The following is a 20366-nucleotide window of genomic DNA, read 5'->3' as shown; positions in this document are numbered from 1 at the left end:
GTGAAACAAATTGCAACGCTTATGTATGTTAAAGAAGGTTACTACAAAGAATATAAAGAAAGACATGATAATATATGGCCAGAAATGAAAAAAATGCTAAGAAATTATGGGGTTAGTAATTATCATATTTATTTGAATGAAGAAAATGGAGAATTATTTGCAATTTTAGACATAAGTAATCAGGTATTATATGACGAAATTGCAAACCAAGAAATATGTAGGAAATGGTGGGACTATATGGCTGATATCATGTATGTGAATCAAGACAATAGTCCTATAACAAAATCATTAAAAGAAGTATTTTTCCAGCAATAAAAAAATAAGGGGATGGGAAAATGAACTTAAAACCAAAAAAAACGAATGGCTGGGTTGCAACAATAGCAATAGCAATGGCGAACTATATTGAAGCGGGTTCTATTATTGCTGCTGCTAGTAGTTTGTCACTTTGGCAAGCTTATTTAAATATAGATAATGTGCAAATTGGATTATTGAGTGCTTTAAGTGCAAATGCTTTAGGTGCAGCAATTGGTGCGCTTATTGGTGGTCCAATTACAGATAAATTGGGAAGGAAATTTATTTTTAAGTATGACCTTCTATTATATATGTTAGGTATGCTAGTTATTATTTTATCTTTTAATTTCTCAATGCTTTTAATTGGTACGATAGTAGTTGGTATAGCAGTTGGTATAGGTGTGCCTGTTGCATGGACATATATTGCTGAAGAAGCACCTGAAAAAGAACGTGCTAAGAGAGTTGGAACAGCACAACTTGCTTGGTCTATTGGACCAACTATTACATTTTTATTGGCAGTTTTAGTAGCACCAATGGGGTTATTAGGATCTCGCTTAATATTTTTACATTTATTAGTTATTGCAGGTATAACTTGGTGGATTAGACAAGGTATGGATGAATCAGAAATATGGGAAGCAGAGAAAAAGAAAGAAAAAGAAGAAAATTTACAAAATATCAAAAAATCTTCAGTATTAAAAGAATTATTTACGAATCCAGTAAATTTAAAAGCAATGTTATTACTAATCGGTATTTATCTTTTCTGGAATTTAACATCTGGTGCAATGGGCTATTTTATGCCATTTATTTACGAAAGTGTAGGAGGATTATCTAGTGCACAGGCCAATATTTTACAAGCAATTTTATGGTTCTTAACAGTAGTAACTACATACTTTGGATTTATGAAGCTTGGAGATAAAATTAATCAGAGATTACTATTTGGTGTTGGTGCAGCAATGGGAATAATTGCATGGATTATTTTGACATTTGCTCCTATGAATTGGATTTCATTAATATTATTTGTAGTATTATGGGGTTCTGCAGCAGGAATTGGTGCTCAAGCATTTTACGCACTATGGACAAGTGAGTTATTCCCAACTAGATATAGAGCTGGAGCCCAAGGATTGATGTATTTTATAGTACGTACAGGTATTTCAATCTATTCCTTTGTACTACCAACTATACTAGCATCTTTAGGATTTAAAGTTACAGGAATTATTATGATTAGTTTCTTAGTTATTCACGCAGTAATCGGGATTGTTTTAACACCTAAAACACAAGGTAAAACTTTAAGACAAATAGAATTAGAAAGATATGGAGAAAGTCCTTCTAAGCATGTAACTGAACTAAATGAAAGACAACAATATAAAGAAGTGAGGGGTTAAAAGATATGTATCAAATTAAAGATTATATAAATGGCGAATTTATTGAAAGAAAAGATTTAGATATAGTTAATGTATTAAATCCTGCAACTGAAGAAGTTATTGCTCAAACTTATAATGGATCTAAAGTATATACACAACAAGCAATCAAGTTTGCAAAGGAAGCTCAAAAATCATGGTGTGAAACCCCTGCGATTGAAAGAGCTCAATATTTGAAACAAATTGCTCAAGGTATAAGAAATAGAGCAGAGGAACTTACTGAAATTATTATTAAAGAAGGGGGTAAAACTAGAGATTTAGCTAGTACTGAAGTATACTTTACAGCTGATTATTTAGAATATATGGCTGAATGGGCAAGACGCTATGAAGGAGAAATTATCCAAAGTGATAGAAAAAATGAACATATTTTATTGTATAAAAAACCATTAGGTGTAACATCAGGGATATTACCATGGAACTTCCCATTCTTTTTAATTGCTAGAAAGATGGCTCCAGCTTTGGTGACAGGTAATACTATTGTTATTATACCTTCAGAAGAAACACCTATCAATGCACTTGTCTTTACTGAAATTTTAGATAGTGTTAATTTACCGAAAGGTGTATTTAATTTAGTAAATGGATCTGGAGAAGTGGTAGGAGATGAACTTGCAAGAAATGAAAATATTGAACTTGTTTCTATAACTGGAAGTGAGAATGCAGGTAAAAAAGTTATGGAAGCAGCAAGTAAAAATGTTACAAAAGTTAATTTAGAATTAGGCGGTAAAGCACCAGCGATTGTATTAGAAGATGCAGATTTAGATAAAGCTGTTCAGTATATTATTGACTCGCGCATAATTAACACAGGGCAAGTATGTAATTGTGCCGAGAGAGTTTACGTGCAGAATTCTATAAAAGATCAATTTTTAGAAAAATTAGTTCGAAAAATGAAAATTATTAGCTTCGGAAATACATTGAATGAAAACTATGATATGGGACCATTAATAAATAAAAAAGCACAAGAAAATGTTCATATGCATGTAACTCAAGCAATAAAAAATGGTGGTAAGTTAGAATGTGGAGGGGAAATACCAGATGGAAAAGGTTATTTCTATCCAGCCACAGTTATCTCTAATTGTAATAATGATATGGAAATTATCCAAGAAGAAGTTTTTGGACCGGTATTACCAATAGTAAGTTTTGAAACATTTGATGAAGTTATAAATTTAGCAAATGACAGTAAATATGGCTTAACATCTTCTATTTATTCAAAGGATATGAAGAAAATTTTTAAAGCTATAGATAAATTAGAATTTGGCGAGACATATATAAATAGAGAAAACTTTGAAGCAATGCAAGGGTTTCATGCAGGAGTTAAGCATTCAGGTATTGGTGGCGCGGATGGTAAGCATGGTTTAGAAGAATATCTACGTACACATATTGTATATATGAATATAGAATAAAAAAACGCTCGAATGAGCGTTTTTTATTTTATACTAATGCTTTAAAGTTTTCTAAGCGGTTTGCTTTTTCTTCTTCGCTAATGTTGTGTGCTTTTACGTAACGGTTTCTTTCGTGTGATGCACATTCGTGTGAGCATGCACCAAGATATTTGTGTTCGTTCTCTTCTGTAACTAAGAATTGACGGTTACATTCTGGGTTACTACAGTTAATGTATCTTTCACATGGTGTGCCGTCGAACCATTCTTTACCGACTACTGTTTTTTCAACTTGGTTTACGTCTACGCTAATTCTTTCATCGAATACGTACATTTTACCGTCCCAGAATTCACCTTTAGTTTCTGGATCTTTACCGTAAGTTGCGATTCCGCCTTCTAATTGGCTAACATCTTCGAAACCTTCTTTTAATAAGAAGCCTGAGAATTTTTCGCAACGGATACCACCTGTGCAATAAGTGACAATTTTCTTATCCATAAATTGTTCTTTATTCTCTTTAATCCAGTCTGGTAAATCTCTGAATCTTGTAATATCTGGACGAATTGCACCGCGGAAGTGTCCTAAATCATATTCGTAATCATTTCTTGCATCAATGACGATTGTATCTTCTTCTAATAAAGCTTCTCTAAATTCTTTTGGTGATAAGTAGTTACCAGTTAATTCTCTAGGATCTACATCTTCTTCTAAGTCTAATGCTACGATTTCTGGTCTTGGACGCACGTGCATTTTTTTGAAAGTATGTCCTTCTGCTTCGTCGATTTTGAATGTAATGCCTTCAAATCTTTCGTCTGCTTTCATTTGTTCCATGTATTTATCTGTGTCAGCTTTCGTACCTGAAAGTGTACCGTTAATACCTTCAGTTGCTACTAAAATACGTCCTTTAAGTTCAAGGTCTTTACAAAATTCTAAATGCTCTGCTGCAAAAGTTTCGGGGTCAGTAATTGTTGTATATTTATAAAACAATAGTACTCTATAATCCATTTTCTTATCTCCTCTAATTCTCTTTTTTTATTTATATGATATGTCAATTTGAATGTATCTAGTTGAAATGGAACAATTTTGATATGAATGCACATTTTTATCCTCATTATATTGTATCAAAAAAGTTGCATTTTTCAATTGTTTGATTTTGTAAAATAATATGAAATCGTTTTTATCTATCGTTTAATGTGAGTTCGAGGTGGAAATGGAGTTATGTTGACTGTTATTTTTTGAGAAAGTTAAATTTGTAATTCGCCTTCTTTAATTTCTTTCGCGTAATTACCGAAATGGTTGTCTAATTTATCTAAAGTTGAAATGAAACTTGTAAATTCATCATCAGGTATTATTTTTAGTAAGTGATCTAAATTGTTAATACATATGTTGTTTAATTCTTTAATTTTTTCACGACCAACTTCTGTTATAAATACATGAATCTTTCTATTGTCTTCCTTGTCCATTTTCTTTTCTACGAAGCCTTCTTTAATTTGACCATTTAACAAACGACTTAAATTCCCTTTATCCATGTCTTGAGACTCAGCAAGTCCAGCTAATGTCATACCTTCATTTTCACTAATAAAATACAATAAGTTCAGGTAATTTAATGAGTAACCATTGTTATTAGCAACATGTCCACATAGAAATTTAAAATTAGTATTTAATCGTAAAAGCTTAGTTTTAAAATCTTGTAATAACTCTTGTCTCTCTATATTTTCCATATTGTATTCCTCCATTAAATTAATTTATGCATTAAGATTTTATCAAACTTTGATTAAATAAAAAAGTAAAATTTCGCAAATTGTATGGTAATGTTTAGTTGTTATGTACAATTAATTGTTTTTGAGTATTAATGTTATTCAAAAACAAAAAGAAGTTGAAAGGGAATTTAATCATTCCCTAATTCAACTTCTGATATTATTATTTCCAGCCTTTATGATTTCTGTACTTATGAAAAGCTGAAACATCGATATTTTGTTTTTCTGCCGTTTTAATAACTTGTCCTACATTTTTAAAGCCTAATAATTTAAAATAATCAATAAGTTGCTGTTTAGTTAATGTGTCAGTATCTTTATTAAGTAGAACAGCTAAATCTTGATCAGTGTGGAAAGGTAATCGCGTATCATCATGAAGCGTTAATCCATTTTGAGAATGTGTTTTAGCATCAGCATGATGAGAATCAGTAACACTAACCGCACCAAAACCTAGAATAACAGCAGATAAAGTAACAGGAATTAATTTTTTGAATTTCATATATAACCATCTCCAATCATTTGATAAGTTGATTATAATATATAAATTTCAAAAAAATAGGCAGTTAAAAGTTATTTAATGATAGTTAAGAATGAGTTAAGAATTAGGGCAGAATAAATCCTTCTCCATTAATTTTGTTAAGTCACCATCGTTATTTATTTCTACGCCGGTATCTACAAAGCCTAATTTAATATAGAGCTCATATGCAATTTGATTTGGAATATCTACTAAGAGTGCAATGTGTTTTATATGTGGCATATGTTCTAATAAGTAATGATTGAGTTGTTGCAAGCTTTGTTTTGCATAGCCTTGTCTTAAATAGCGTTTATCTGTTGATAATGATCTTACAAAAATTGTGGATTCATCTGGTGTTGAAAAGTAATTTATAAACTCACTATGTTCATGTAAGACGAAGAATACAGCCAGTTTGTCATCTTCTGATAATCCCAATATGCAATGTCTATTTTTATTTTGTGCTGCCAGTTCAATATTTTCTTTCGGTGTTTTTGTAAACTGAAGTTGTGAATGATCCATTTGATATGACTGCACTTTATCATAATAATTGTCGTTATATGCAATTAATTTCATAGTAGACCTCCAATTTGATTTCTAAATTAAAATAACTCTTTTATGTCTGTTAAATTATTGTTTGTATTTTATCATAATTTAAATAACCTTTTTCAAAAGAAAACAAAGTTTAAATTGACATTTTTTTACAATTTGTAATAATAAATTTAAAATTCTAGTGGGGGATAAGATATGTCGGAGTTGAAAGGGATACCAGAATCTATGCTAATACCGATTGCTGTTAAGGCAAAAGAGACTTTAAGTGATATGCCAATTATTAATGATCCTTTATCTGTTAAAATAATAAAAGAAATAGACAATCCTGTGCTTGATACATATGTGGATTGGCTAACGCAGCTTGGTATTAGTATTAGGACAGAAATTTTAGATGAAATTGTGATTAATTTTATTAAAGATTCTAATCATCCATTTATTATCAATATTGGATGCGGGCTAGATACGCGTCTCAGTCGCTTGAAATTGAACAAGATACCATGGATTGATATTGATGTACCTGAAAGTATAAATCTTAGAAGACGATTTTTTAATGAAACATATTTTTATAAAATGATTAATAAGTCTATGTTTGATTATACTTGGATTGATGATGTTAAACGTAATGTACATTTTAAAGAAGATAGTGATATTTTAATAATATTTGAAGGTGTGTTAATGTATTTTGAGAAAGTAGAAGTTGAAGCTTTGTATAAAGAGATTGCTCAGTCATTTGATAAGCATCATTTAGTAATTGCTTCTGAATTTTGTTCAAAGTTTATGACTAAACATACTAATAATCATCCATCTGTCTCTAAACTTTCTAGTAAACCATTATTTAAGTTTGGTTATAATAATGTCGCAGAGTTAAAAGATATTTTGCCAGGAAGTTGGAAAGTGGTTAAAGAGTATAATTACTTTGATAGATACTCACATAGATGGCGCTATTTGAAATGGTTTAAGTATATAGTCTATCTTAAAAATCGATTTAATAATAAAATTGTAATAATCAAAAACACTTAATATAAAAGTGTAGTGGGAGTTGGCAATGGAAACGATATATTTAGCAGGTGGTTGTTTATGGGGCGTACAAGCTTTTGTAAAGACGTTACCCGGTGTAGTTGAGACAGAAGCGGGTAGAGTGAATGGAAGTAGCTGTACACTTGAAGGTGATTACGATGGTTATGCAGAATGTGTAAAGACTGTATTTGATCCTGCAATCGTTAGTGTAGAAGATTTGATGGCATACTTGTTTGAAATTATAGACCCATATAGTGTGAACAAACAAGGTGAAGACGTTGGGTTGAAATATCGAACAGGAGTCTATAGTGAAGAAGAGCATCATTTAGAAACTGCACGTCAATTTATAGCAAATAGAAGCGATGCAGACCGAATTGCAGTTGAGGTTAAAGCATTAGAGAATTATGTACGAAGCGCAGAAGAACACCAAGACCGTTTAGCAAAATGTCCAGACGATTATTGCCACATTTCCCAAGAAATGATGAATAAATATAAATAAAGAGGTATGTGAGATGGGGGCAGAGAAGTTGTATTTATCAAGACAGGTGAAACAAGATAAATAAAAGCGTTGTATTTATCAAGACAGGTGAAACAAGATAAATATGAGCGTTGTATTTATCAAGACTGGCCAAACAAGATAAATATGAGCGTTGTATTTATCAAGACTGGCGAAACAAGATAAATAGAGGCGTTGTATTTATCAAGACAGACCAAACAAGATAAATAGGGGCGTTGTATTTATCAAGATTGACCAAACAAGATAAATAGAGGCGCTGTATTTATCAAGACAGACCAAACAAGATAAATATGAGCGTTGTATTTATCAAGACAGGCCAAACAAGATAAATAGAGGCGTTGTATTTATCAAGACAGACCAAACTAGATAAATAGGGGCGTTGTATTTATCAAGACAGGCCAAACAAGATAAATAGAGGCGTTGTATTTATCAAGACAGACCAAACAAGATAAATAGAGGCGTTGTATTTATCAAGACAGGCGAAACAAGATAAATAGGGGCGTTGTATTTATCAAGACAGGCGAAACAAGATAAATAGAGGCGTTGTATTTATCAAGACTGATCAAACAAGATAAATAGAGACGTTGTATTTATCAAGACTGATCAAACTAGATAAATAGGGCCGCCGAATATTGCAAGACGTCCATGACTAGCAACATAGAGGCATCGAATATTGCAAGACGACCATGACTAGCAACATAGGGCCGCCGAATATTGCAAGACAGCCCTAACTAGCAACATAGAGGCGTCGAATATTGCAAGACGGCCGTGACTAGCAACATTCCCCACGGTTCCCCATATATCATTCCGAAAAAAAGCTAGGACTTGTTCAAAGTCCTAGCTTTTCTCATTTTATTGTCCGTGATAAATACTAAAGTTCAGTGGCTTAATGCCATTGCTTGACCATTCATTGTATATTTTTTGTTTATTTCTATCATTTTCTACAATTGTGATACCGCAGTCGCCACCGCCAGCTCCTGATGTTTTACTTGCGCCACCGTATGATTCTCCGATATCGCATAATTTTTTAAGATGTGGTGTTTCGATATCAATTGTAGCGAATGAATCTAAATATTGTATAACGGTACGATTCTTTCTAATTGTATCTTGAACACCTTGTATATTGTTTGTCTTAAATGCTTTAATAAGTTGTTCGACATATTTCTGTGATTGATCTAAAAATTGTGTATATATTGTTGGGTCTGCTTTTAAGCGTTTGACTTCACTTACTAAATGATGTGAAGAAGCGGGTGAGCCTGTCCAACCGATTAATACTTCCATATGCTCTGGTGCTTGAAGTGGTTCGATGTGTAAGCCTGGCCAGTTTTTATAAAGGACGTCCATTACAGATGTTTCTTCTATTTGTTGTTTGACCCAAACGTGATCAAAAGTACTATAGACTAACCAACCTGTATAAACACTTACTGCGATATCACCGCAAGAACTTAAACTTTGTAATTTCATATTAGCGATAACAGCTAACTTATAAATAAATAAATTTGATAATTGTAAGTTATAGAATTCGTTTAGAGCTTTGATAACAGATACTAATACTGCTGCACTAGAACCTAAACCATATTTATGACCGGATGCATCATCAAGGTTACTATCAATTGTTAAGTTGTAATGTCTTAATGTGACATTGGAACTTTTAGCAAATTGTTCAAAGACTTCTATAGCTTGTGTAATATATTTAAGCTGATCTGCAGCATCATTATCAGAAATGATGATTTTGTCTTGTTCTCTTGTAAATGTAATCGGCTCATGATGTAAAGTCTTAGAATGGATAAATCCTGATGATGAATTCGTATCTTCAATTGTTGCTGTCACAAATCGATCAACTGCAATTAAGACAGATTTATATCCAGGCTCTGTTACTGCATATTCTCCAGCAATATACAGCTTTCCTGGCGCTTTGACTTGAATCATTATATCTCTTCCTTACTCAATAATTTCAATTCCTGTGTTTGTAATATCACTCGCAATAACTTGTTCTTTATTAAAAGATTTAAGTAAAGCGTCTATTATAAATTGCTGGTTTTTCTTTTCGACTAATATTTTAACATTTGGACCTGCATCCATTGTAAAATAGCACGGATATCCAGCTTTTCTACATTGATGTACAATATCCATAACTTCATAACTTTCTGGTACTAAGTATGTGAAAGGTGGCTGTGCACCTAAATTAGTAGCGTGCATGCGTAAGCCATTTTCTTCGATGACTTCACCTAAATGTTTGAAGTCTTTATTACGTATAGCTTCTTTAACTGATGCAATATCTTCATCAACATGATCTAACCAATATTGGTAGAAGCGAGATGTGTCTCTCGTATGGGACATACCTGAACGACTAGATACTTTTTTAGATTGGTTATTGATGACAACAAATACCATTGATAAATCTTCTTCCCAACCTTGTGCATCGATTGCGTGTGCATACGATGTTTCATCGTCATGACCTTTTTCCCATTCAGCAAATCCACCAAAAATACTTCTAGAAGCTGAGCCTGAACCTCTTCTAGCTAATCTTGATAAATCTTTATCAGACATATTTAAGTTAAGTGCTTCGTTACAAGCTGCAGCAAGGGCTGCAAATGCGCTTGCTGATGAAGCAAGACCTGCTGCTGTAGGAACATAATTGACACTTTCAATATAAGCATAGTGTGAAGTATGACTACGTTCTCTTACAAGGTTCATAAACTGATAAATTTTCTTCGATTGTTCTTCGTTTACTTCTTCACCATTTAGAACAAGTATATCTTTCGTGTATTCAGGACTAAATGTCACTTTTGTTTCTGTATAAAATTTATCAAGCGTAACGGATAAGCTATTATTCATGGGGATGATCAGTGATTCATCAGCTTTTCCCCAATATTTAATTAAAGCAATATTTGTGTGCGCGCGGGCTTTACCACTCATATTCAATCTCGTTAACCTCCTAAATTTTCAATCCAAGTATGATGAGCACCGAATTTTTCAGCACTTGTTGCAATTTTTTCAGCAATGTCGAGATTTTGAGCGAGTACAATCATGCTACCACCACGGCCGCCGCCTGTTAGTTTACCAGCAGTTGCACCTTGTAATTTACTTATTTCAAGTAATGCTTCAATATTGTCATGACTAACTGTTAACTTGCGTAAATTTTCTTGTGCACGTTCAAATACGTGTGCTAATTTTGTGAAATCATGATGTTCGATTGCTTCATTAGCATCATATACGAGCGTACCGATATGCTCTATATATTGCATATATTGTTCGTTATGATCACATAATTGGTGGACATCTTCGACTGCTTGTTTAGTAGAACCTTGAACACCTGTATCTATCACGACCATATAGCCGTTTATGGATAGTGGTTTCAAAGTTGTTACTTTTCCTTGTTGGAACCATACTGGTTTATTAGAGACAATCGTTTGTGTATCGATGCCACTCGGTTTGCCATGCGCGATTTGTTCTGCCCAATTCGCTTCTTCTATTAATAATTCATCAGAAAGAGGCTCTCCTATATAATCATAACTTGCTCTTACAAAGGCGATAGCCATAGCAGCACTGGAACCTAATCCTCTTGAAGGGGGAAGATTTGTTTCGAATTTAACATTTATAGGCTCTTCGATATGATGTTTATCGATAAATCTTGAAATAACAGATTTAATGTGTTCAGGAGCTGTTTGTAACGTGCCTTCATATACATCACTATTAATATATGAAGTATCACCAGCGTTAAGAGACTGGATTGTTACTTTCACTTTACCTGTTGTAAATGGAATCGCTATTGCTGGTTGTCCAAAAGTAACAGCATGTTCTCCTATTAAAATAACTTTCCCATTTGCTTCCCCGTATCCTATTTGTGCCATATTTTCAATCACCTTTAGTATTTCTTATTTTATTTTTTGTTAAACACTTTATTATTATAAAGCTCTGTCACTATATATTCAAAAACTTTAACTAATTAATGTGTAATTATTACAATTTTTAATGAAATTGATAGCTATTATGACCTTTTGCAAAGCCTTTTGCTGTAAATAACCAAGAATCGCCACCACGTTCTATATCATTGGCACAAATGATTAATTGATTTGTACCGGGTATAAATGCAGGATGTGTCGATCTTAACATATGCCCTTGGTCACGACCTGGCATTAATATTTGTCCGATAGGGTAACCACTTTTGTTAAAGACAAGTACTCTACCTTGACCATACATAGCAACATAAAGGTTATCGTCACTATCAATACAACAAGAATCAGGACCTTCATGACCTGTAAAATGATATGGAATAGATGCACCAAATGGTTCAATTGTCACACCGTCTTCTTCTAGTGAAATACGATGTAATCTATTCGCATTTGTTTCAGTTACCCATAGTACACGTTCATCTGTACTTAATGCAATCCCATTTGCTACTGCGATATTTTGAATAATCGGTGTAATTGTTTGATGATCAGGTGAAACATAATATACGCCACCAAGTGGATTTGTAGAGTATCCTCTAAAATCAGTAAAGTAGAATCCACCTTTACTATCAAATACTAAATCATCAACGCAATATTCTGTATCGATATCTGAAACGATACTTTGTGGATTTTTGCCGTCTGCATCAGTCGCAAAAATACCACCAGAACTTTTGAAGTCACCTAAATAAGACATATATAATCGTCCGTCTTTATGTATTTTAACAGAAGCCGGGTTAGTTTTCTCAGATTTAAATACTGTATTAACTTTTTTCTCAGGTAAATCAACGCGGAAAATAGTCCCGCCAAATACTTCGCATAAGAATAGATTATGATTTCTATCAAAGCATAAACCTTCTAATTGAAGACCTTCATCAGAAATTTTGAGCCAAGGTTCAGCTGTTACAGTTTGCAAGTGTTGTTCATGCGCAAGTAGTGGGACAGCACTTTTTGAAGCTTCCGTATAATATAAAGATGGTATATGTTGATCAGCCATAATAATCTCTCCTTTAAGTTGTACAATATAGAAAAGTACACATGTACTTTAAAGATGTGTTTAATATATATGTTTAATATTATCACTTTTAACTTACAATGAAAATGAATATTAAATTGCGAAAAATATGAATGATGTAAAAGAAATTATAAACATATAAAAAACAGCTTTTCGAGAAGTGGAAAAGCTGTTTTTCTGATTAAGCTTTAATTGATTTCGCGCGTTGTTCTACATATGTCTGTAATTCTGGAGACAATACATAGCTGACTGATTTTAAATCAGATACGTTTGATGCATTCAATAAATTAGCAATGACATGCATTTGTTCGATAAATTGTTTCATATGTTCAATTGTATCTTCTACGCCATAAGCATCTAAATATTTGAGAACATATCCAGATAAGCCAACAGCTTCTGCACCTAGTACAAGAGACTTAATGGCATCGAGTGGGTTTTTAACGCCACCACTTGCTAATATGTGAATATCTGCATTTAATAATTGTGCTTCTAATAAGCTTTGAACAGTACTTTGTCCCCATTGATTTAAGAATGCCATATCTTTTAATGGTCTTCTTTGATTTTCAATGTCCGCAAAATTCGTACCGCCTCTACCACTAACATCTACATATTGAATACCAATATCTTTAACTTTTTGAATCGTTTCAGCACTCATACCGAAACCAACTTCCTTGATGATCACTGGTATATCAATATTATCTTGAATTTCTTGAATGTTTGTTAGCCAATTTTCAAATTCAGTATCACCTTCAGGCATTATCAGTTCTTGAGGTGCATTGACGTGAATTTGTAGGGCGTCAGCATTTAGAAGTTCTATAGATTTCTTAGCTTTTGCATATTCAATATCTGCTCCGACATTACTGAATATTAGACCTTCAGGATTTTCGTCACGTACTACTGTGAAACTTGATTCAGCGTTAGGGTCTTTTAGGGCTGAATGTGTAGAACCTACTGCCATAGGTATGTTACAAGCTTTAGCTATTTGCGCTAACTCTTTGTTAATAGTTGCTGCTCTTTCACTTCCACCCGTCATCGCATTGATATAAATAGGGTATTTAAACGTGAAATGCGGAAATTTTACTGATAAATCAATTTGATTTTTATTAATAGAAGGAATGGATTGATGTATAAGCTGTACTTTATCAAAATCAGTACTAACTGGTGAATACGTATCTAATGCCAGCTGAATATGTTCATTCTTCCTTTTGCTTCTTAATGAGTCGTCCATTCATTTATCCTCCGTGCGTCTATATGTTTAATGATATATTTTATCTTAATACACATTATACCAGTTGTATAATTGAATATAAACTAAACATTGTTATACAATCCGCTTCAAAATCTTTTTCCAAATGGTAGAAAAATAAGGCAATCAATTTATGCTAATATAATACTATACAAATATACATAAAATGGAGGAGAATCGTTATCAAATTTAAAAAACTTACTTTAATTTTAATTTGTACATTATTATTAAGCGGTTGTACTTTACCAGGCTTAGGTGGCGCATCGTCTGATACAGTGAAAATTACGGCGCTTGCTACAAGCGAGTCTCAAATCATGGCGCATATGATTCGCTTACAAATCGAGCATGATACAAAAGGACAAGTAAAACCGATAATTGTAAATAATCTTGGTTCTGCGGTAATTGAACATAACGCGATATTAAATGATAATGCGCAAATATCCGCAACAAGATATACAGGTACTGATTTAGTAGGTGCTTTAAACTCTGAACCCATTACAAATACTAAAAAAGCTGAGAAAGCTGTTAAAACAGGTTTTCAAAAGAAATTTGATCAAACATTTTTTGACTCATATGGATTTGAAAATACCTTCGCATTCACAGTCACTAAAGAAACAGCTAAAAAGTACAATTTAAAAAAAGTTTCAGATTTAGCAAAGCATAAAGATGAATTAAGAGTAGCAAGTGATCCTACATGGATTAAACGAAAAGGGGACGGCTATCCAGCTTTTTCAAAAGCATACGGATTTGAATTTAAAGATATTAGAACAATGCAAATCGGACTTGTATATGATGCATTGAAGAATAAAAGCATCGATGCAGCACTTGGTTATACAACAGACGGTAGAATAGCTGCTTATGATTTAGTGACACTAGAAGATGATCGTCACTTCTTCCCACCATATGACGCCAGCCCATTAGCAACAAATGAATATTTGAAACATAATCCAAAAGCTAAAAAATCTATAGAAAAATTAGTTGGGAAAGTATCCACTGAAAAAATGCAAGAATTGAATTATCAAGCAGACGGTAAAAAAGAAGAGCCTGCTATAATCGCAGAAAAATTCCTTAAAGCACATCACTATTTTGAATAGTTAATATAGTAAAAAGCAGGAACCACAAGTGAGGTTCCTGCTTTTTTGATACATATTGAGGGTGAAATATAAGTGAGATAGGTGATTCTTGGCTTAATAGAGTCGTTAAGCCAAGATATGGCTGAAGTCGTGTCTTAAGTGCTGAGTAAAGCCAAGAGATCGCTCAAGTCTTGGCTTAAGTATTGAATAAAGCCAAGAGATGGCTAAAGTCGTGGCTTAAGTACCGAGTAAAGCCAAGACTTTCACTATTTTCATTAATACTCTATTTATTAAGCCCATCCTCTGAATCGTGTTGCTTCTGCTGTACGTCTAACACCTACAACGTAAGCTGATAATCTCATGTCTAGTTTTCTCTTTTGTGAAATGTCATATACTTTGTCAAAAGCTTCGACAATCTTAGTTCTTAATAACTGATTCACTTCTTCTTCGGACCAATAAAGTCCTTGATTGTTCTGTACCCATTCAAAATATGAAACAGTTACACCCCCAGCACTGGCAAGTACATCGGGAATTAAAAGTACATCATTTTCTGTCAGAATACGAGTTGCTTCTTGTGTTGTAGGACCGTTAGCCGCTTCTGCTACTATACTCGCTTTAATGTCTCCTGCATTTTGTGCGGTAATTTGGTTTGCTAAAGCTGCTGGTACTAAAATGTCACAATCAATTCCAAATATATCTTCGTTCGGAATAATGTTATCAAATAGAGGTGTGATTCTACCGTGTTCTTTGCGAAGCTCTAATAAATGATCAATATCTAAACCTTCTGGATCATATAAAGCACCACGACTTTCTGAGATACATACAATTTTTGCACCTTTATCATGGAGGATTTTAGCGATAAAGCTACCGGCATTACCAAATCCTTGAATAACAACTTTTGAACCTTCGATATTAATATGTTTACGTTTAGCCGCTTCTTCAATCGTAATTACAGCACCTAATGCTGTTGCTTGTTCACGACCAAGTGAACCACCTAAAGAGATTGGTTTACCTGTAATGAAATTTGGCGCGTTAACTTTATGCATAATACTATATTCATCCATCATCCAAGACATGATTTGAGCATCCGTATATACATCTGGTGCAGGGATATCTTTAGTAGGTCCAACGATTTGAGCAATTGCTCTAACATATCCACGTGACAATCTTTCTAATTCATTTTGACTCATGCTATGAGGGTCACATTGAATGGCACCTTTACCACCACCATAAGGTAAGTTAACGAGACCACATTTTAAAGTCATCCACATAGATAATGCTTTTACTTCATTTTCATCTACATCAGGGTGGAAGCGGACGCCACCTTTAGTAGGTCCCACTGAACTATTATGTTGTGAGCGATATCCTGTAAAAGTTTTTACAGATCCATCGTCCATTTTAACTGGAATACGAACTCTTAAAAATCTAGCAGGTTCTTTAATCAATTCAAAAAGACCTTCATCGTACCCTAATTTATATAAAGCTTGTTCAATTATATTTTGTGTAGAAGTTACAAGATTGCTATTTTCACTCATGATTGACGCTCCTTTGTTGGTTAAAATAAAGTCTAAAAAAAACATATTAAATAAAATCATAATACAAATGAAAATGGTTTTCAATAAAATAAACTGAATTTACTAAAAATTCAAATATGTATAATGATAAAATTTGATGTATTTTAATGTAGTGAGTGTAAGTAGTTGGTAGTAATTGGAAGACATGATATAATTCAATTACGAGCATATACAAATATAATGAAACCATTATATTTACTAGTGTGAATGAATCTTGGACAAATGAATTTTTGTCCAAGATTCTTCTTTTTTATATAAATGAAGAGGTGTAGAAAAGAGGTTCATGAAGCAATAATGTATATTTTATAAATTGAGTAATGAGTGGAATGAGAATAATGGCTGAGATGTGAGTTAAAGAGGTAGTAAACTCACGAGATTGCCGAAGATGTGAGTTAAAGAGATAGTAAACTCACGAGATTGCCGAAGATGTGAGTTAAAGAGGTAGTAAACTCACAAGATTGCAAAACATGTGAGTTAAAGTCGGAATAAACACACGAGATCGCCGAAGATGTGAGTTAAAGAGGTAGTAAACCCACAAGATTACAAAACACGTGAGTTAAATCCCTAATTAACACACGAGTTCCACAAAAACCTAATTCTCTCGCACATCCCAGCCCTAACATGATTCAAATCCTGTATCATTCTCTCATATACAGCACACGATTATTTGCAATATTAAAAAGACACCCCAACAATTTTCTAAGAATGTTATGATATTACTATCAAAAACTTATCTTATACATCGTGGGGGTGTCTTTTTGTCTGAAATGCTCAATATTTTACTAACGGTTGTTGTACCGATTTTTCTAATGACAGCGTTAGGTTATGTGCTTCAAAAGCGTGTGAAACTTGATTTACGTACGCTCGCAAAATTAAATATCAATGTGTTTGTGCCTGGATTTATTTTTGCGAAGTTTTACAAAGCTGAGTTAGCAGTCAATTTATTATTGTTAATCATCGTATTCTTCGTTATATACATAATTGCTTTATATATCGTCGCTTTTGCTATCGCCAAAATGCAAAATTTAGATAAGGGTAAAGAGACGACTTTAACAAACAGTGTACTTTTCTTTAACTCTGGTAACTACGGTGCGCCGTTAAATGATATTGTATTTAAAAGTGATCCACTCGCAATGTCTGCACAAGTTATTGTATTAACACTGCAAAATGTCTTCACGTTTACATATGGTGTCTTCGCAATTCAATCTGTTCAATTAGGTAAACTTAAAGCATTACTCAATTATTTTAAGATGCCTATTATATATGCACTCGTTCTTGCTATTATTTTAAATTATAATCATATTCCAATTCCTGAGTTCATGTGGACGACTGTCAGTTATTTGTCTGATGCTATGATTGCGATTGCTTTAATTCTTCTCGGTGCTCAAATTGCCAATATTAAACTTAATTTTAAATGGTCATCTTCTTATATTTATATCTTTATAAGATTAGTTGTTGGACCAGCCATCGCATTTGTCATCATAAAATGCATGGGGTTAGATGGCATTATCGCACAAACATTATTTATTGCTTCAGCGATGCCAACATCTGTGAACAGTTCAGTTATTGCGCAAGAATATGATAATTATCCAGCTTTAGCTGCAGAATTAGTCTTCATGTCTACGTTGTTTAGTTCTATTTCAGTTGTTGTTGTCATTTATTTATCTTATTTGATTTTTTAATGGACATTTAAAAGTTCTTTAAATGTCTGACTTGAATAAGCTTCTCTATAGAGTCCACGTCGTTGTAATTCTGGAACGATGTATGTTACAAAATCTTCAAGACTATGTGGTAAAGTAGGTGGCATTAAATTAAAGCCATCTGCAACACCATACTTAAACCAAAGTTCCATTTCATCTACTATTTCTTCAGGTGTTCCTATTAATGTGAGATGCCCACCACCTGCATTGAGATATCCTAATAATTCTCTCACTGTAGGTTTGGTATCTTCTATAATTTCTAAAATTGTTTCATATCTGCCTACTGGACCATCGAATGCTTCAACAGGTGGAAGTTCTGGGACAGGTTCATCCAATGCCCATTTCGAACAATCTTGTCTAACAAACGTACTTAATTGTTTGATGGCATTTTCAATTGGTAAAGCTTTATCTAATTTTTCTTTTTTAAGAAGGGCTTCTTCACGTGTTTCTCCAACATAAGTGACTAATCCTGGGAAGACTTTAATATATTTCTCAGGTGTATCACTTTCGCTGATGGCCGTATTTAGTTTATTTCTATAAGCTTTCGCTTGTTTCAAATTCCATGATACTGAATAAACTGCATCTGCATGTTTGACAGCTAATGCAATACCTTGTTTGGATGCACCAGCTTGCATAGCGACAGGTTTCCCTTGTGGGCTACTTGGTGTCGATAACGGTCCATTTACTTGGAAATAATCGCCAGAATGATGAAAAGCACGCACATGCTCATGATTAATCACTTTATTGTTATGACGGTCATGAACGAAGTCTTCTTTATGCCAAGATGTAAATAGTTTGTCCATCAATTCAGCAAATTCTTGTGCTTTATGATATCTATCATCATGCTGAGGTAAAGCTTTCATACTATGATTTTGAGCTTCTATATCTGTCATAGATGTTACTAAGTTCCAACCAACACGACCATTCGTTGCATGGTCGAGTGTTAAAATTTGCCTTGCAGCAGTATAAGGGTTTGAAAATGAACTTGAGATTGTTGAAACTAAACCAATATGTTGTGTAACTTGTGATATAGCAGTTAAGTTCACAATCGGATCTAACCAGAATGCAGGTAATTCACTATCTGACTTTGCAGGGAAAGATTGATTATCTGCAAAGAACACGGCATCTAATAAACCTCTTTCTGATAGTTGTGCTAATGATTGATAATAAGAGATATCACCAATCTGTTCGATAGAGGAGTCTTCCATAAGCCATGCAGCTTGATGATGGCCACAGCCATATAATAAGACACCAATATTGAGTTGATCACTTCTTAAATTACGCATTTCTATTCTCCTTATCTCTCTTTTGGAATTCTAGTTCATTGTTAAGCCGCCATCTACAGTATAATTTTGGCCAGTTATACCACTTGCTTTATCAGAAGCAAGGAAGCTCACCATATTTGCGACATCTTGTGGTGAAGTAACTTTTTTAAGAGGTGTTGATTGAGCAATTAAGTCGAATACTTCAGGTGTTGTTACAGAGCTGGCATCGGTCGTTTTGAGTAAGCCACCTGAAACAACATTGGCTGTAATGCCGTATTGACCTAATTCAGCAGCGATATTACGCGTGAAACCTATTAAACCAGCTTTCGCAGTTGTATATTCATGATAAGGTACGACAGGATTTTGGAATAAGTTCGTACCAATACTAATGACAGCACCTTGTTTTCTTTCTATGAATTGTGGTGCAACACTTTGCACGATATTAAATGCTGCTTTTAATGTGCCATCGATTTGTTGTTGATAGTCTTCCCATGCAAGATCGACGAATGCTTTTTGTTTTACTGGGTCAAATTTAAAGTTAACTAAAGCATTGTTGACAACGACATCAATTTTTCCAAAATGTATCGTACCTTCGTCAATTAACTGGTCAACTTCAGAACGACTTGTCACATCCGCTTGAATAGCAATCGCTTGTTCTGCACCGATTTCAGCAACTAACTGTTCTGCTAACGCTTTACTATTATGATAATTAATGATGACTTGATGTCCTTCAGATGCTAATGTACGTGCGATTGTTGCGCCTAATCCTCTACTACTACCTGTTACTAAAATTGTCTTTGTCATATGTAACACTCCCATATAGAATTTTAAATAAAAAAATACACAACCTTCTCGTAAGAAAGTTGTGTAAAAACAAAGATATTTATAAAAAGGGCATAGTCATCCCTATAAATTCTTTTCACAAACACTTTCCTACGCTAGTACGATCTAGTTCAGGTTCAAAGGGTTCGAGTTCATACTCATCTCAGTTAAAAAACACCCCTAGTGCATCTATTTAATTACTTTCAATGTATAGTTTTTAATAATCGATGTCAAGTTTGTATAAATGTTCAGTTGCAAACGATAGGTAAAATCGGTTATGATATAAAACG

General features: G+C 33.5%; 19 protein-coding genes and 1 riboswitch. Of the genes, 7 read left to right on the top strand and 12 right to left on the bottom strand.

Features of this window, described 5'->3' with window-relative positions:
* From rhaM to aldA, 3 genes are read left to right on the top strand one after another with little or no spacing between them, the layout of a single operon-like run.
* Nucleotides 1-315 carry an L-rhamnose mutarotase gene (gene rhaM, locus LQ679_RS06385; RefSeq protein WP_204188224.1) on the top strand — a complete coding sequence of 105 codons (315 nt, stop codon included), beginning with the start codon at nt 1-3 and terminating at the stop codon, nt 313-315.
* A 20-nt stretch (nt 316-335) separates the two neighbouring features.
* Nucleotides 336-1673, top strand: a complete 1338-nt coding sequence (locus LQ679_RS06380; protein ID WP_119493361.1) for an MFS transporter — start codon at nt 336-338, stop codon at nt 1671-1673.
* Between the two features lie 5 nt (nt 1674-1678).
* A complete protein-coding gene (gene aldA, locus LQ679_RS06375; RefSeq protein ID WP_239762283.1) occupies nt 1679-3109 on the top strand; it encodes an aldehyde dehydrogenase in 1431 nt (476 codons plus the stop codon).
* A 28-nt stretch (nt 3110-3137) separates the two neighbouring features.
* Here aldA and trhO read toward each other — a convergent pair whose 3' ends face one another.
* From trhO to LQ679_RS06355, 4 genes are all read right to left on the bottom strand, one after another.
* Nucleotides 3138-4085, bottom strand: a complete 948-nt coding sequence (trhO, locus tag LQ679_RS06370; protein WP_037589192.1) for an oxygen-dependent tRNA uridine(34) hydroxylase TrhO — start codon at nt 4083-4085, stop codon at nt 3138-3140.
* 239 nt (nt 4086-4324) lie between these two features.
* Complete coding sequence (locus LQ679_RS06365; protein ID WP_204188221.1) at nt 4325-4801, bottom strand: MarR family winged helix-turn-helix transcriptional regulator; 477 nt, start codon at nt 4799-4801, stop codon at nt 4325-4327.
* A 199-nt stretch (nt 4802-5000) separates the two neighbouring features.
* The gene (gene spn, locus LQ679_RS06360; protein ID WP_126476562.1) at nt 5001-5333 is read right to left on the bottom strand and encodes an SPIN family peroxidase inhibitor; all 333 of its coding nucleotides are present in this window, start codon (nt 5331-5333) and stop codon (nt 5001-5003) included.
* A gap of 96 nt (nt 5334-5429) precedes the next feature.
* Nucleotides 5430-5921, bottom strand: coding sequence for a GNAT family N-acetyltransferase (locus LQ679_RS06355; protein WP_204188220.1), 492 nt, complete (start codon nt 5919-5921; stop codon nt 5430-5432).
* Between the two features lie 171 nt (nt 5922-6092).
* Between LQ679_RS06355 and LQ679_RS06350 the strand changes: the two genes are divergently transcribed.
* Together LQ679_RS06350 and LQ679_RS06345 are read left to right on the top strand one after the other, a co-directional pair.
* Entirely contained in the window at nt 6093-6917 is an 825-nt protein-coding gene (locus LQ679_RS06350; protein WP_204253225.1) for a class I SAM-dependent methyltransferase, read from the top strand.
* Nucleotides 6918-6942: 25 nt separating this feature from the next.
* Nucleotides 6943-7413, top strand: a complete 471-nt coding sequence (locus LQ679_RS06345) for a peptide-methionine (S)-S-oxide reductase (protein ID WP_204188218.1) — start codon at nt 6943-6945, stop codon at nt 7411-7413.
* Between the two features lie 870 nt (nt 7414-8283).
* On the opposite strand, the gene LQ679_RS06340 is transcribed toward LQ679_RS06345, so the two are convergent.
* The 5 genes from LQ679_RS06340 to fni all read right to left on the bottom strand — a co-directional run bounded on the left by LQ679_RS06340 (nt 8284) and on the right by fni (nt 13624).
* Complete coding sequence (locus tag LQ679_RS06340) at nt 8284-9360, bottom strand: phosphomevalonate kinase (protein WP_037589206.1); 1077 nt, start codon at nt 9358-9360, stop codon at nt 8284-8286.
* A 12-nt stretch (nt 9361-9372) separates the two neighbouring features.
* Entirely contained in the window at nt 9373-10356 is a 984-nt protein-coding gene (gene mvaD / locus LQ679_RS06335; RefSeq protein ID WP_126477642.1) for a diphosphomevalonate decarboxylase, read from the bottom strand.
* Nucleotides 10357-10361: 5 nt separating this feature from the next.
* A complete protein-coding gene (mvk, locus tag LQ679_RS06330) occupies nt 10362-11285 on the bottom strand; it encodes a mevalonate kinase (protein WP_037589207.1) in 924 nt (307 codons plus the stop codon).
* Between the two features lie 118 nt (nt 11286-11403).
* Entirely contained in the window at nt 11404-12378 is a 975-nt protein-coding gene (locus LQ679_RS06325) for an SMP-30/gluconolactonase/LRE family protein (RefSeq protein WP_037589209.1), read from the bottom strand.
* Nucleotides 12379-12577: 199 nt separating this feature from the next.
* The gene (fni, locus tag LQ679_RS06320) at nt 12578-13624 is read right to left on the bottom strand and encodes a type 2 isopentenyl-diphosphate Delta-isomerase (RefSeq protein ID WP_025907581.1); all 1047 of its coding nucleotides are present in this window, start codon (nt 13622-13624) and stop codon (nt 12578-12580) included.
* A 200-nt stretch (nt 13625-13824) separates the two neighbouring features.
* Here fni and LQ679_RS06315 point away from each other — a divergent pair, with 200 nt between their 5' ends.
* Nucleotides 13825-14736, top strand: a complete 912-nt coding sequence (locus LQ679_RS06315; protein ID WP_107572955.1) for an osmoprotectant ABC transporter substrate-binding protein — start codon at nt 13825-13827, stop codon at nt 14734-14736.
* Nucleotides 14737-15005: 269 nt separating this feature from the next.
* Here LQ679_RS06315 and LQ679_RS06310 read toward each other — a convergent pair whose 3' ends face one another.
* Entirely contained in the window at nt 15006-16250 is a 1245-nt protein-coding gene (locus LQ679_RS06310) for a Glu/Leu/Phe/Val family dehydrogenase (protein ID WP_239762282.1), read from the bottom strand.
* 797 nt (nt 16251-17047) lie between these two features.
* On the opposite strand from LQ679_RS06310, the gene LQ679_RS06305 reads away from it, so the two are divergent.
* Entirely contained in the window at nt 17048-17971 is a 924-nt protein-coding gene (locus LQ679_RS06305; RefSeq protein WP_159316039.1) for an AEC family transporter, read from the top strand.
* Here the strand turns inward: LQ679_RS06305 and LQ679_RS06300 are convergent.
* A complete protein-coding gene (locus LQ679_RS06300; protein WP_239762281.1) occupies nt 17968-19275 on the bottom strand; it encodes an NtaA/DmoA family FMN-dependent monooxygenase in 1308 nt (435 codons plus the stop codon). The genes LQ679_RS06305 and LQ679_RS06300 overlap by 4 nt on opposite strands.
* Nucleotides 19276-19305: 30 nt before the next feature.
* On the bottom strand, nt 19306-20058 hold the full coding sequence (locus LQ679_RS06295; RefSeq protein WP_126477638.1) for a 3-oxoacyl-ACP reductase: 753 nt from the start codon (nt 20056-20058) through the stop codon (nt 19306-19308).
* Nucleotides 20059-20167: 109 nt separating this feature from the next.
* A riboswitch (TPP riboswitch) is annotated at nt 20168-20268 on the bottom strand.
* Nucleotides 20269-20366: the final 98 nt, after the last annotated feature.

Origin of the sequence: Mammaliicoccus sp. I-M35 (assembly GCF_022386455.1) — a bacterium.
Taxonomy (GTDB): Bacteria; Bacillota; Bacilli; order Staphylococcales; family Staphylococcaceae; genus Mammaliicoccus; species Mammaliicoccus sciuri_A.
Note: the sequence above shows the minus strand (reverse complement) of the source record. Positions and strands in the feature narration are given on the sequence as shown.